This window comes from Serratia sp. Sp408 (assembly GCF_057180665.1).
The window spans coordinates 70,006-83,905 of the sequence record NZ_JBXUFT010000010.1 but is presented as its reverse complement, the minus strand read 5'-3'; the positions used below and the strand labels follow the sequence as shown (position 1 = coordinate 83,905).

Below are 13,900 nucleotides of genomic sequence, written 5' to 3'. Positions count from 1 at the left end.
GTGTGTAATACCCTTAGTTAAATGTCCTTATATACCCGTCATGCTTCACGCCGCCCGTTGATAGCGGTCGGCCACTCGACCGCATAGCCTGACGGCGCCAGACTGGCAAGGCGCCGTTCAGATGCCGCCCTGAGGCAACGTGAATAATGTGAGTATGAATACGCTGTTACGGCCTGCCGTCTAGAGCAGCGGGTCCAGGCCGCCACGTGCATCGAGTGCATATAAATCATCACAGCCGCCAATATGCTGACCGTCGATGAATACTTGAGGCACGGTAGTGCGCCCACTGCGCGCAATCATCTCTTCACGCTTTACGTTGTCGCCGTCGATAGCGATCTCGTTGAAAGCCGCGCCCTTGCTGTTCAGCAGCGCCTTGGCGCGATGGCAGAACGGGCAAGTCGCCTTGGTGTAGATGTCGATGTTAGCCATGGGAACCACCTCTACTACGTTAAAGAATTATTTACCGCGTGCCAAAGGCAGATTTTCACCACTCCAACCGGCAATACCGTCTTTCAGAGTCGTAACGTTGTCAAACCCGGCTTTGCTCAGGTTTTCTGCCGGCTCGCGCGACGTTGTACCGTTAGCGCACACCACAATCACCGGCTGCGCCTTGTGTTTTTCCAGCTCGCCCAGGCTGCCGCTCTTGATTTCGCTCGCCGTCAGGTTGATGGCATTGGCAATGTGACCCTTGCGGAAATCTTCACGGCTGCGGGTATCGACCACCACCGCATCTTCTTTGTTAATCAAGCGGGTAGCTTCACCACGGGTGATCTCTTTAACCTTGGAGAAACGGCTTTTGAAGGTCATCACAATCACCGCGACCAGCAGGGCAATCCAGGCCAGGCTAAGTATGGGATGATTGCTAACGAATTGCATAATTTCTTGCAGCATGGGGTGTAACAACTCCCGTCAGTTAAGGGAAAATAAGTCAAGGCTCCAGAGTATACCTGCCGAATGCGGCAATTACAGCCAATTAGCGGCTGTGATTGCAGAAACTGCGGGCTACGATAAAAAATTGTCATGTCAGCACAAAAAAGTTGCCGACAGTTCAACGCAACTTTGATCTCTCTGGGCTCTTTTTAACCCGCCGCGCGCTAGAATCCCCCGCTTTGCAGCGTGCATAGCCATCATCCCCCGCGGGCAGATGGCTATTCATACTTTATGAGGTTAATACCATGTCGAGCAATAAAAAGCCTATGGTGCTGGTGATTCTGGACGGCTATGGCCACCGGGAAGAACCGCAGGACAACGCAATTCTCAACGCCTGTACGCCGGTAATGGATCGCCTGTGGCAACAGCAGCCACATACGTTGATTGCCGCATCCGGCCTGGACGTCGGCCTGCCGGACGGACAAATGGGCAACTCCGAAGTCGGCCACGTCAATCTGGGCGCCGGACGCATCGTCTATCAGGATTTGACTCGCCTGGATAAAGACATTCAAGACGGCGGCTTCTATACCAACCCGACGCTGACGGCAGCGGTAGACAACGCCGTTCAGGCCGGTAAAGCGGTGCACATCATGGGTCTGTTGTCGCCGGGTGGCGTACACAGCCATGAAGAGCACATCCTGGCAATGGTGCAACTGGCCGCACAACGTGGCGCCAAAGCGGTTTACCTGCACGCCTTTCTGGACGGTCGCGATACCCCGCCACGCAGCGCCGAAGACTCTCTGCAACGCTTTAGCGACGCATTCGACGCGCTGGGAACCGGGCGCATTGCGTCGATCGTCGGCCGTTACTTCGCCATGGATCGCGACAACCGCTGGGATCGCGTGCAATTGGCCTATGACCTGCTGACTCAGGCAAAAGGCGAGTTTCATGCCGACAGCGCCGTCGCCGGGCTGCAAGCCGCCTACGCTCGCAATGAAAACGACGAATTCGTCAAACCCACGGTGATTCGCGCAGCCGGTGAAGCCAGCGCGGAAATGCAGGATGGCGACGCGTTGATTTTCATGAACTTCCGCGCCGACCGCGCACGCCAGATCGCTCGCGCCTTTGTCAACGCCGACTTCAACGGCTTTCCTCGTGCCAAAATCGTCAAGCTCGCGGATTTCGTGATGCTGACCGAATACGCCGCCGACATCCACACCGCCTGCGCCTATCCGCCAGCGTCGCTGGTGAATACCTTTGGTGAATGGCTGATGAAGCACGACAAAACCCAGCTGCGCATCTCCGAAACCGAAAAGTACGCCCATGTTACGTTCTTCTATAACGGCGGCGTGGAACAACCGTTCACCGGTGAAGATCGGGTGCTGATCAATTCGCCGCAGGTCGCCACCTACGATCTGCAACCGGAAATGAGCTCGGCCGAATTGACCGACAAGCTGTTGAATGCCATCGCCAGCGGTAAATACGACGCCATTATCTGCAACTACCCGAACGGCGACATGGTCGGCCACACCGGTATCTATGACGCCGCAATCCAGGCGGTTGAAACACTGGACGGCTGCATGGCAAAAATCGTCGACGCGGTAAAAGCCGTTGACGGCCAACTGCTGATCACCGCCGATCACGGCAACGCCGAGCAAATGCGGGACCCGGCCACCGGCCAGGCACACACCGCGCATACCAGTCTGCCGGTGCCGCTGATTTACGTTGGCAAACCGGCCACGGCAGTCAGTGGCGGCAAGCTTTCGGATATCGCGCCGACCATGCTGACGCTGATGGGAATGGAAATCCCGCAAGAGATGACTGGTAAGCCGCTGTTCATCGTGGAATAATCCCTCTCCATGAGGGAAAAGGCGTATTTTGCACTATCAAGGGTAACCCGAAGCGCAAACGCAGGCAGCCAATCGCTGCCGCTTCGCAGTGCGCCAAGGAAGTTGACCACACTGTGCGCCAGCGTATTTTGCGCTGGCGTCTTGTTGTTGCCGCTATTCGGCCATGCTGCCAACGACAGCAAATCCGAGCTGAAAGACATTCAGCAAAGCATTGCTGAAAAAGAAAAAGCGGTTAAGCAACAGCAACAACAACGCAACACGTTGCAGGATCAACTCAAGTCACAGGAAAAAACCATCGCGCAGGCCAGTCGTTCTCTGCGTGATACCCAGAGCTCGTTAAACGCCCTGGGCAAGGATATTTCCGGCTTGAATGCCTCGATCGCCAAACTGCAGCAACAACAAAGCACGCAACAAGACATACTGGCCAAACAGCTGGATGCCGCCTTCCGTCAAGGGCAGCACAGTGCGGTGCAGTTGATCCTCAGCGGTGAAGAAAGCCAGCGCAGCGAGCGCATTTTGGCTTACTTTGGCTATCTGAACGAAGCACGCCAAAAAACCATCGAGCAGTTGAAGCAAACGCGCATCGAGCTGGCCGCACAAAAGACCACGCTGGTCGCCAAGCAGAACCAGCAAAAAACCTTGTTAAGCGCCCAACAGACACAGCAGCAAAAGCTGGAACAGGCGCGCAGCGCACGTAAGAAAACCCTGACCGCACTCGAAGCGTCGCTGGATAAAGATCAGCAACGTCTGAGCGAGCTACGCCAGAACGAAAGCCGTTTGCGCGACAAAATCGCCCGTGCCGAACGTGAAGCCCGCGCCCGTGCCGAACGCGAAGCGCGCGAAGCCGCCCGAGTACGTGAGCAGGTACGCAAGAAAGAGCAACAGGCGAAGAAAACCGGCTCCAGCTACAAGCCAAGCGAAAGCGAACGCTCGCTGATGGCCCGCACCGGCGGCCTTGGCCGACCAAATGGCCAAGACTACTGGCCGGTACGCGGCAGCACCCTGCACCGCTTTGGCGAAACGCAGCAAGGTGAGTTACGCTGGAAAGGCATGGTGATTTCTGCACCTGAAGGCAGCGAAGTCAAAGCCATCGCCGATGGTCGTGTGCTGATGGCCGACTGGCTGCAAGGCTACGGCCTGGTGGTGGTGGTCGAGCACGGCAAGGGTGACATGAGCCTGTACGGCTACAACCAGAGTGCGCTGGTCAACGTCGGTGCCCAGGTACGCGCCGGCCAGCCAATCGCCTTGGTGGGTACCAGCGGAGGCCAGGGATCGCCTGCGCTCTATTTCGAAATTCGCCGCCAGGGTCAGGCGGTTAACCCACTGCCGTGGTTGGGAAAATAAGATTTGCATTACATCAAAACGCGAAGCGCCGCACTGATTGGCGCCCTGCTGCTGGCCAGTGCCGCACAGGCAGGTAAACTGTCGATTGTGATTGATGATGTGGGCTACCGCCCACATGAAGAAAACGCCGTGTTGCAGATGCCGCTGGCCATTTCGGTAGCAGTGCTGCCCAATGCGCCACACGCGCATTTAATGGCGACCCGCGCCCACAGCCAGGGCCGGGAAGTGCTGATTCATATGCCGATGGCGCCGCTCAGCAAGCAGCCATTGGAACGCGACACGCTGCAACCCTCGATGAGCAGCGACGAGGTACAGCGCATCATTCGCAATGCGGTTAATAACGTGCCATATGCGGTTGGCATGAACAACCACATGGGCAGCGCCATGACCTCCAGCCTGCCGGCAATGCAAAAAGTGATGCAGGCGCTGGAAAGCTACAACCTCTATTTTCTCGACAGCATGACCATCGGCAACAGCCAGGCAACCCGTGCGGCCGCCGGTACCGGCGTGAAAGTGATCAAACGTCGGGTATTTCTTGACGACACTGCGAGCGAAGCCGATATTCGCCATCAGTTCAACCGGGCGGTAGAGCTTGCGCGACGCAACGGTTCGGCCATCGCCATCGGTCACCCTCGGCCGGCGACCGTCAAGGTACTCCGGCAGATGCTGGCAACCCTGCCGTCCGATATCGTGCTGGTGCGGCCAAGCTCGCTGCTCAATGCGCCGCAGTCAGGCGGTAGCGGTTATCTGCCGCCGGCCAAGCCACAGCATCCACAGTCGAAGAACCCGTTCAAGGGCGGTATCAAACAGTGCAAGGTGAAACTGCCGCAGGAAAAAGCCAACGCCGGCAGCGCGTTGAAGGTGATTGGTGAAAGCCTGGCGCAATCACCGGCCGTAACGTTCATCAAAAATCAGTGGCAGCGCTGGGTGACAACGCCGGAGCGGAAATCATAGGGTCCGGCGAGCCGGACCCTGAGGACAAATCGCCGGAATTAATCCCAGCTTAACACCACTTTCCCGGACTGGCCGGAGCGCATGGCGTCGAAGCCCTGCTGGAACTCGTCAATCGAAAAGCGGTGGGTGATGATTGGCGTCAGATCCAGTCCTGACTGGATCAGCGCCGCCATCTTGTACCAGGTTTCAAACATCTCACGACCGTAAATCCCTTTGATAAACAGCCCTTTGAAGATCACCTGATTCCAGTCGATCGACATGTCGGACGGCGGAATGCCAAGCATGGCGATACGCCCACCGTGGTTCATGGCGTTGAGCAACGTACGGAACGCCGGTGGAGCACCTGACATTTCCAGCCCGACATCAAAACCTTCGGTCATACCCAGCTCGGTCATCACGTCGCTGAGATTTTCCTTGCTCACATTGACCGCGCGGGTGACGCCCATTTTGCGCGCCAGATCCAGCCGGTATTCGTTAACGTCGGTAATCACCACATGACGTGCGCCCACGTGCTTGCAAACCGCGGCCGCCATGATGCCGATCGGGCCGGCGCCGGACACCAGCACGTCTTCGCCGACCAGGTCAAACGACAGCGCGGTGTGCACGGCGTTGCCGAACGGGTCGAAAATCGCCGCCAGTTCATCCGGAATGTTGTCGGGGATTTTGAAGGCGTTGAAGGCCGGGATCACCAGATATTCGGCAAAGGAACCAGGACGGTTAACGCCGACGCCAATGGTGTTGCGGCACAGATGAGTGCGACCGCCACGGCAGTTGCGGCAATGCCCGCAGGTAATATGGCCTTCGCCGGAAACCCGATCGCCGATAGTGAAGCCTTTGACCTCCTGGCCAATCGCCACTACTTCACCGACATACTCATGACCAACCACCATCGGAACCGGGATGGTCTTCTGGGACCATTCATCCCAGTTATAAATATGCACATCGGTGCCGCAGATCGCGGTTTTACGAATTTTAATCATGACATCGTTGTGGCCCAGCTCCGGCTGCGGCACGTCGGTCATCCAAATCCCTGCTTCCGCTTTCAATTTTGACAATGCTTTCATGGGTTTACCTTATGCAATAACGCCAAGATCTTTACCGATACGAGTAAACGCCTCAACGGCGCGCTCAATTTGTTCCGGCGTGTGGTCGGCAGACATTTGGGTGCGGATACGCGCCTGGCCTTTCGGCACCACCGGATAGAAGAAACCTGTTACGTAAATGCCTTCCTTGAGCAACGCATTGGCGAAATCCTGCGCCAGTTTCGCTTCCCCCAGCATCACCGGGATAATGGCGTGGTCGGCCCCGGCCAGTTCAAAGCCGGCTGCGGTCATTTTTTCACGGAACAGACGGGCGTTGGACCACAAGCGATCGCGCAACGCATCCCCCTGCTCCAGCAGTTCCAGCACCTTGATCGAGGCCGCCACGATCGCTGGTGCCAATGAGTTGGAGAACAGATATGGACGCGAGCGCTGACGCAGCCATTCCACCACTTCTTTCCTGGCGGCGGTGTAGCCACCGGAAGCCCCGCCCAGCGCTTTACCCAGCGTACCGGTGATAATGTCGACACGGCCCATCACGTCGCAATATTCATGCGTACCACGCCCGTGCGCGCCAACGAAACCGACGGCGTGCGAATCGTCGACCATCACCAGCGCCTGATATTCGTCGGCCAGGTCGCATACGCCTTTCAGGTTGGCGATCACCCCATCCATTGAAAATACACCATCGGTAGCAATCAGAATGTGCCGTGCGCCATCGGCTTTGGCCTGTTTCAACTGCGCTGCCAGCTCGCCCATGTGGTTGTTGGCGTAGCGGTAGCGTTTGGCCTTGCACAGTCGCACGCCGTCGATGATCGACGCGTGGTTCAGCGCATCGGAAATGATGGCGTCTTCCGGACCCAGCAGCGTTTCGAACAGGCCGCCGTTGGCGTCAAAACAGGAGGAATAGAGGATGGCATCTTCCATGCCGAGAAAGTCGGCCAGCTTCTGCTCCAGCTGCTTGTGGCTGTCCTGGGTACCGCAGATAAAACGCACCGATGCCATACCGAAACCGTGGCTGTCCATGCCCGCCTTTGCGGCCTCAATCATCGCCGGGTGATTCGCCAGGCCAAGGTAGTTGTTGGCGCAAAAGTTGATGACGTGGCTCCCGTCTGCCACGGCGATATCGGCCTGTTGCGCAGACGTAATAATACGTTCTTCTTTGAACAACCCTTCAGCTCGGGTAGTGGCAAGCTGTTGTTCCAACTGCTGATAAAAAGACGCGGACATTCGGTTATCTCCAGGATGGGCTTATTTCCGGCATATTTTACTGATTTGTTGGCTGACTGACGACAATAGGCAGGAGAGAATATGAAAAATGCAGCAGATATCACGGCGATGTAGCGTCAGACGCGGGTTGGCAACAGAATAAGAGCCCATCCGATGTTTGCTGCGACACGAAATGCTATTATAGCCAACATATAGCGTGGGGCATTGTGCACCACCAGGCAGAATGACAGGGGTAAGCCCAATGATTATCGTCACTGGCGGCGCCGGCATGATCGGCAGCAATATCGTTAAAGCATTGAATGATAGCGGGTATCGCGACATTCTTGTGGTAGACAACCTGAAAGACGGCACCAAGTTCGTCAACCTGGTCGATCTGGATATTGCCGACTATATCGATAAGGAAGATTTTATCGCCAGCATCATGGCCGGCGACGATCTCGGCGACATCGACGCGGTATTCCATGAAGGCGCCTGTTCAGCCACCACCGAGTGGGACGGCAAGTACATGATGGATAACAACTATCAGTACTCCAAGGATCTGCTGCACTATTGCCTGGATCGCGAGATCCCGTTCCTGTACGCCTCGTCCGCCGCCACCTACGGCGGCCGCAGCGAAAACTTCATCGAAGAGCGTCAGTATGAACAACCGCTGAACGTTTACGGTTACTCCAAATTCCTGTTCGACCAGTACGTGCGTGAAATCCTGCCGCAGGCGGATTCGCAAATCTGCGGTTTCCGTTACTTCAACGTCTACGGCCCGCGCGAAGGGCACAAAGGCAGCATGGCCAGCGTGGCGTTCCATCTGAACGGCCAGATCAATCGCGGTGAAAACCCGAAACTGTTCTCCGGCAGCGAAAACTTCAAGCGCGACTTCATTTACGTTGGCGACGTGGCGGCAGTCAACCTGTGGTTCTGGAAGAGCGGCGTGTCAGGCATCTTCAACTGCGGTACCGGCCGGGCGGAAACCTTCCAGGCGGTGGCCGATGCGGTGGTGGAATACCATCAGCAAGGCGCGGTGGAATACATCGAATTCCCTGAAAAACTGAAAGGCCGTTACCAGGCTTACACCCAGGCCGACCTGACCAAGCTGCGCGAAGCCGGTTATGACGCGCCATTCAAAACCGTCGCCGAAGGCGTCAAAGAGTACATGGCCTGGTTAAACCGCACCGCCTAAGCTGAAGGAAATCTGCACGGTATGAAAATACTGGTTATCGGCCCTTCCTGGGTTGGCGATATGATGATGTCGCAAAGTCTCTACCGCACCCTGAAGGCCGAGTACCCGTCAGCAGAGATCGATGTGATGGCACCGGCCTGGTGTCGTCCATTGCTGGCGCGCATGCCTGAGGTCAGTCAGGCGCTGTCGATGCCGCTTGGCCACGGGGCCCTGGCGATCGGCGAACGGCGGCGTCTCGGCCGCGAGCTGCGCGCCAATCGCTACGATCGCGCCTATGTGCTGCCAAACTCGTTCAAATCGGCCCTGATACCATTTTTCGCCAACGTGCCACAGCGTACCGGTTGGCGCGGCGAAATGCGTTACGGTCTGCTGAACGATATTCGCGTACTGGATAAAGCCGCCTTCCCGTTAATGGTGCAACGCTACGTTGCGCTGGCCTATGACAAACAGCAGATTCGGCGCGCGGAAGATCTGCCGCAGCCGTTGCTATGGCCGCGATTACAGGTCAGCGACGAAGAGATCGCCGAAACCGCCTCAGCCTTCAACCTTACCGACCAACGACCGACCATCGGGTTTTGCCCTGGCGCTGAATTCGGCCCCGCCAAGCGCTGGCCACACTATCACTATGCGCAATTGGCGCAGATGCTGATCGACCAAGGCTATCAAATCGCGCTGTTCGGTTCCGCCAAAGACCATGAAGCCGGTGAACAAATCCGCGCAGCACTGGTCGAAGAAGCGCGAGATTACTGCGTCAATCTGGCCGGTGAAACCCAGCTGGAGCAGGCGGTAATTCTGATTGCCTCCTGTCGGGCGGTGGTCAGCAACGACTCCGGATTGATGCACGTTGCGGCGGCGTTGAACAAGCCTCTGATAGCCTTGTACGGCCCAAGCAGCCCCGACTTTACCCCGCCGCTATCTGACAAGGCCCGGGTCATCCGCCTTATCAGCGGTTATCACAAAGTACGCAAAGGCGATGCCGACCAGGGTTATCATCAAAGCCTGATCGACATCCAGCCACAGCAGGTGTTGGACGCGCTGACGCCGTTGCTTGCCGCCAGCGAGGAATAATCATGCAGGTGCTGATCGTTAAGACCTCTTCCATGGGGGACGTGCTTCATACGTTGCCGGCATTGACCGACGCCATGAATGCCATTCCCGGCATCCGTTTCGACTGGGTGGTGGAGGAGAGCTTCAGCCAGATCCCAAGCTGGCATCCGGCGGTCGATCGCGTTATTCCGGTGGCTATCCGCCGTTGGCGCAAAAACTGGTTCGGTAGCGAAACCCGACAGCAGCGCTGCGATTTCAAACGTCAGCTGCAGGCACGCAACTACGATGTGGTCATTGATGCCCAGGGGCTGATGAAAAGCGCGGCGCTGATCACCCGCATCGCCAAAGGCAGCAAACATGGGCAAGACTGTAAAAGCGCGCGCGAACCTTTCGCCAGCTGGTTTTACAACCATCGCCATGACATTGACAAGCAGCAACATGCGGTGGAACGCACCCGTGAACTGTTCGCCAAGAGTCTGGGTTATCCAAAACCGACGACCCACGGCGATTATGCCATTGCCGCCCGTTTCCTTGGCGATCCACCAGCGGATGCCGGGCAATACCTGGTGTTTTTGCACGCCACCACGCGCGATGAGAAACACTGGCCAGAAGCAAACTGGCGTGAACTGATTGCACTGATCGAGCCGACCGGGCTCGGTATCAAGCTGCCGTGGGGTGCGGAGCATGAACATCAGCGAGCACAGCGGCTGGCAGACGGTTTCCCGCACGTCGAGGTGCTGCCAAAGCTCAGCCTGCAACAGATAGCCGAAGTACTGGCCGGTGCGCAAGGCGTGGTGTCGGTCGATACCGGACTCAGCCACCTGACCGCCGCGCTCGATCGCCCGAACATTACGCTGTTCGGCCCTACCGACCCGGGATTGATTGGCGGCTATGGGCAAAACCAACGGTCGCTGGTATCAGCGGATAAGACCATGGCTACCATCAGCGCCGAATCGGTTTGGGCAGCATTGCAAAAGGATATGTGATGAAGAAATTGCACATCATCAACCTGGAAAAAATGGGCGGCGTAGAACGCCTGTTTTTGCAGTATCTCAACGACACCACCGACGGCAGCAACCAGGTCATTTGCATCAGCAGCGAGGTGGGTGAAGAGATCCGCAAAAAGATGCCACAGCAGAAAGTGACGTTTGCCAATCGCCTGTTCAATGCCTTTTCTCTGCGCTGCCCGCAGTTTCTGCGCAAATACCTATTGAAATGGAAAGTTGAGCGCGCCGACGCCGATGTAGTGATCGTCTGGGACCTGATCCCGGGCCTGGTGGCGAAACCCAAGCGCGGCAAACTGATTTATTACGACCACGGCTGTTCGTGGCGTTATGCCAAAAACGGCAAAACGCTGCGCTTCTTCGCGATGCTCGATGGGGTTATCTCAGCCTCTTATGCCTCAAAACGCGTGATGGAAATGCGCTTTAACCTGCCTTGTCCCAATCCGGTGGTGATTAATCGAATCAAGACGCCAGCCGGGATCGACAGCGAACCCAAAACGCTGGCGACGCCGCTGCGGATCGGTACCGCCTCCCGCCTGGTCACACTAAAGGGGATCAGCGTTTCCCTGTTGATGATGCAAGAACTGCTGCGTCGTGGGCATGACGTGACGCTGGAAATTGCCGGCAAAGGCCCTGACCAGCCGGCATTCGAAGCGCTGGCCCAGCGTCTGCAACTGGGCGATCGCGTGCGGTTCAGCGGTTTTCAGGACAACGTCGCGGATTTCTTCAACCGTACCCATATTTATATGAGCACGCCGATAACCGAACCCTTTGGCTTATCCTGCATGGAATCGCTGTATTTTGGCGTGCCGGTGATCTTCCCTCTGGTTGACGGCCAGCCGGAAGCCGTCAAAGACGGCGTATGCGGTATCGGCCTGACGCCGTCGGTCACCATTGAAGAACACCAACAGCTTACCGGCCTCAAGGTCGATTTCCCGCATCAGGTCTATGATCCGGTGCAGGATTGCCTGGTGACGCCCAAACTGGTGTCGCACCTGGATTGCGCCGATGCGGTGGAAAAAATGCTGCAGCCTGCAACCTATCGCAGCATGAGCGCCAATGCCCGCCAATTTACTGCCGAACATTTTGATTATTCGGTCTTCAAGACCGAGTTCGACCGTTCGCTCGAATCGTTTTAACTCTAGAATAAAGTAAGCCGGAACCCGACCCATGCCAAGTGAGAAACGTCCACATCCTGCTTTTAGCTACCTGATCTTTTTAGGCTGCGCGATCGCTTTTTGCACCATTCCTTTTGGCGTTGAGACAGGGCGAAACATTTTTTATATTTCTAGCTACATCTCTTTTATCGCCCTGTGTTTTAACTTCAGGTTTTATACCAAAAACAAAGTCCACCTGACGCTATTCTTATCCCTGTGCCTGTTGGGAGCCGCAAGCATGATCTGGGCTCCACTCAATAAACAGCCGGATGATTATGTAAATATTTACCGCAGCTATTTCTCTACCGGCAAATTACAGCTGGCCACCGCATTTATTTTGCTTATTGCGCTGAATGAACGCCTGGATTTTCAAAAAAGCTATATCGCCGTTGCCATTGGCGGCGCGCTGGCCGTCAACGCTTACGCCATCTACCAGGGGTTATGGCTGCATTATCCGCGCGTACAGCTCAACTTCGATCGCGCCACCATCGTTGCCTATATCATCACCGCCATTAATCTCGTCATGCTGCATGCGGTATTGCTGCTGAAAACACGCTATCGGTTGATGCTGTTCCTGTTGGCGTTTATCGTCAGTTTCTCGGTGATCGGCCTGACCGGCACGCGGGCTGCGATGCTGGTGTTCCCGGTGATGGTGGCTATTTTCGTCTTCACGTCGCGCGAGTTTTTCTCGCGTCGCCAGAAAATGACCATCGCCTTGGCTTTCCCGTTGCTGTTGCTGCTGAGTGCGATGATCTTCAAGTCGCAAATAGAACAACGCATTCACGACTTCCATCAGGATATGGCGTCGATCAACGATCCGCAGAAAGACAATTCCATCATGTCACGCCTATCGATGCAGCGCACCGGCTTCCATGCCGGCAACCAGGCCCTGCTGGGTCAGTCAGCCGAGCAGCGGGCCAAAGAAATAACCGCCATGGTCAAACAGGATCCTGAACTGATGGGGGTCATGCCTTACCTGACCGTGCATTTGCATAACGAACTTATCGAAGCCTATTCGTTGAAAGGTATTGTGGGTGCCGTGCTGCTGCTGACGTTTTATTTGACCTACATTTTTGCCGCGTTAAGAATATATAACAACGTCTTGCTGTTTACCGTCATGCTGAGCCTTATTGCCTTTGGCCTTACCGACGTTATTTTCTTCAGTACCGAAGGCACCGTCATGTTCTGCCTGGCGATTATTGCCAGCGTCATATCCATGAAAAAAACGCCTGATGCACAGGATCTTCGTCAATGAGCCAACGCCCCTATTTACTCAGTTTCATTGTGCCGTTTTACAACAATGCCGACTTTGTGGTGGAGAGCTTACGCTCGCTGTTCAGCCAGATGACCGATGATATCGAAGCAGTCATCATTGATGACGGTTCAACGGATGATTCTGCGCGCCTGGTGAAGCAATTGCTGGACGAGTATCAACCCGCCGGCGTAACGCTGATTAGCCAGCCGAACGGCGGAATTGCCCATGCCCGTAACGTCGGGTTGGCTAATGCCCATGGCCGCTACGTCACTTTTCTTGATGGCGATGATGCCCTCAGCCGCCATTACCTGCGCCTGCTGCGCCCGATACTGCTGGGCGACGAATACGACCTGATCGATTTTAATTATCAGAAGTTTTCGACAACGGTGCCAGATCATCCGATCGATGACGCCGTCGGACTCAGCCCCTACCCGATAGAAAATAACCAACTGGCATGTCTGGCGCCGTTATTTTCCCGTTCGATGTGGCACCTGTGGAACCGGGTCTACAAACGCAGCCTATTGGCGGGTGAGTCCTTTGCCACCGGCCGCCGCTACGAAGACGTCATTTTTACCCCGTTCCTGTATTTCAAAACGCAAAAGATCGCGCGCCTGAATCAGGTACTCTATTTTTATCGGGACAACTGTCAGGGCATCACTCGCAATAACACCGCCAAGGACATTGAAGACCTGCGCTTCGCGATGAACAAGATGGTTTGCTTCGCATTGCAGCATGAAAATAAAGCGCAAATACGCCCGCTGGCAGCGCTGATGATTGCCAACTGCTTCAGTGAAATAAAGAATATGTCCAAATCTGTGCATGGCTATTACTACTATACGCCGGCACTGCTGGACGATTTTCGGCGCGCGGCCGATGTGTGCCGGGGCACCGCAGTGCCCCGCAAGAAAATATGCCAGATGCGTTATCCGCAAATTGACACGCTGTTGTCAAAGCTGCGCCGTCAGCAAAAGTAAC

Annotated in this window: 13 protein-coding genes; 9 read left to right on the top strand and 4 right to left on the bottom strand. The window is 56.0% G+C overall.

The window, feature by feature from the left end; translation table 11 throughout:
- Window positions 1-180: 180 nt before the first annotated feature.
- Both grxC and AC2AXP_RS21255 read right to left on the bottom strand, forming a co-directional pair.
- Entirely contained in the window at window positions 181-429 is a 249-nt protein-coding gene (gene grxC / locus AC2AXP_RS21260) for a glutaredoxin 3 (protein ID WP_004956639.1), read from the bottom strand.
- A gap of 27 nt (window positions 430-456) precedes the next feature.
- A complete protein-coding gene (locus AC2AXP_RS21255; RefSeq protein ID WP_004956643.1) occupies window positions 457-891 on the bottom strand; it encodes a rhodanese-like domain-containing protein in 435 nt (144 codons plus the stop codon).
- Between the two features lie 284 nt (window positions 892-1,175).
- On the opposite strand from AC2AXP_RS21255, the gene gpmM reads away from it, so the two are divergent.
- The 3 genes from gpmM to AC2AXP_RS21240 are packed head-to-tail and all read left to right on the top strand — an operon-like array spanning window position 1,176 to window position 5,018.
- A complete protein-coding gene (gene gpmM / locus AC2AXP_RS21250) occupies window positions 1,176-2,720 on the top strand; it encodes a 2,3-bisphosphoglycerate-independent phosphoglycerate mutase (protein WP_004956646.1) in 1,545 nt (514 codons plus the stop codon).
- Between the two features lie 9 nt (window positions 2,721-2,729).
- A complete protein-coding gene (gene envC / locus AC2AXP_RS21245; RefSeq protein WP_371902183.1) occupies window positions 2,730-4,064 on the top strand; it encodes a murein hydrolase activator EnvC in 1,335 nt (444 codons plus the stop codon).
- Window positions 4,065-4,067: 3 nt separating this feature from the next.
- Window positions 4,068-5,018 carry a divergent polysaccharide deacetylase family protein gene (locus AC2AXP_RS21240; RefSeq protein ID WP_004956653.1) on the top strand — a complete coding sequence of 317 codons (951 nt, stop codon included), beginning with the start codon at window positions 4,068-4,070 and terminating at the stop codon, window positions 5,016-5,018.
- A 38-nt stretch (window positions 5,019-5,056) separates the two neighbouring features.
- Here AC2AXP_RS21240 and tdh read toward each other — a convergent pair whose 3' ends face one another.
- Window positions 5,057-6,082 (bottom strand): L-threonine 3-dehydrogenase, encoded by a 1,026-nt coding sequence (gene tdh / locus AC2AXP_RS21235; protein WP_004956657.1) that lies wholly within the window; start codon window positions 6,080-6,082, stop codon window positions 5,057-5,059.
- 9 nt (window positions 6,083-6,091) lie between these two features.
- Window positions 6,092-7,288, bottom strand: coding sequence for a glycine C-acetyltransferase (gene kbl / locus AC2AXP_RS21230; RefSeq protein ID WP_004956662.1), 1,197 nt, complete (start codon window positions 7,286-7,288; stop codon window positions 6,092-6,094).
- Window positions 7,289-7,529: 241 nt separating this feature from the next.
- Between kbl and rfaD the strand changes: the two genes are divergently transcribed.
- From rfaD to AC2AXP_RS21200, 6 genes are read left to right on the top strand one after another with little or no spacing between them, the layout of a single operon-like run.
- Window positions 7,530-8,462 carry an ADP-glyceromanno-heptose 6-epimerase gene (gene rfaD / locus AC2AXP_RS21225; protein ID WP_004956667.1) on the top strand — a complete coding sequence of 311 codons (933 nt, stop codon included), beginning with the start codon at window positions 7,530-7,532 and terminating at the stop codon, window positions 8,460-8,462.
- 21 nt (window positions 8,463-8,483) lie between these two features.
- Complete coding sequence (gene rfaF, locus AC2AXP_RS21220; protein WP_273871612.1) at window positions 8,484-9,530, top strand: ADP-heptose--LPS heptosyltransferase RfaF; 1,047 nt, start codon at window positions 8,484-8,486, stop codon at window positions 9,528-9,530.
- A 2-nt stretch (window positions 9,531-9,532) separates the two neighbouring features.
- Window positions 9,533-10,495 carry a lipopolysaccharide heptosyltransferase RfaC gene (gene rfaC, locus AC2AXP_RS21215; protein ID WP_004956674.1) on the top strand — a complete coding sequence of 321 codons (963 nt, stop codon included), beginning with the start codon at window positions 9,533-9,535 and terminating at the stop codon, window positions 10,493-10,495.
- Window positions 10,495-11,652: a glycosyltransferase gene (locus AC2AXP_RS21210; protein WP_371902182.1), complete on the top strand. Its 1,158-nt coding sequence runs from the start codon at window positions 10,495-10,497 to the stop codon at window positions 11,650-11,652. The genes rfaC and AC2AXP_RS21210 overlap by 1 nt, the downstream gene beginning before the upstream one ends.
- Before the next feature lie 31 nt (window positions 11,653-11,683).
- The gene (locus AC2AXP_RS21205) at window positions 11,684-12,925 is read left to right on the top strand and encodes an O-antigen ligase family protein (protein ID WP_004956680.1); all 1,242 of its coding nucleotides are present in this window, start codon (window positions 11,684-11,686) and stop codon (window positions 12,923-12,925) included.
- The gene (locus AC2AXP_RS21200; protein ID WP_198773844.1) at window positions 12,922-13,899 is read left to right on the top strand and encodes a glycosyltransferase family 2 protein; all 978 of its coding nucleotides are present in this window, start codon (window positions 12,922-12,924) and stop codon (window positions 13,897-13,899) included. Before AC2AXP_RS21205 ends, AC2AXP_RS21200 begins: the two co-directional genes overlap by 4 nt.
- Window position 13,900 lies beyond the last annotated feature (1 nt).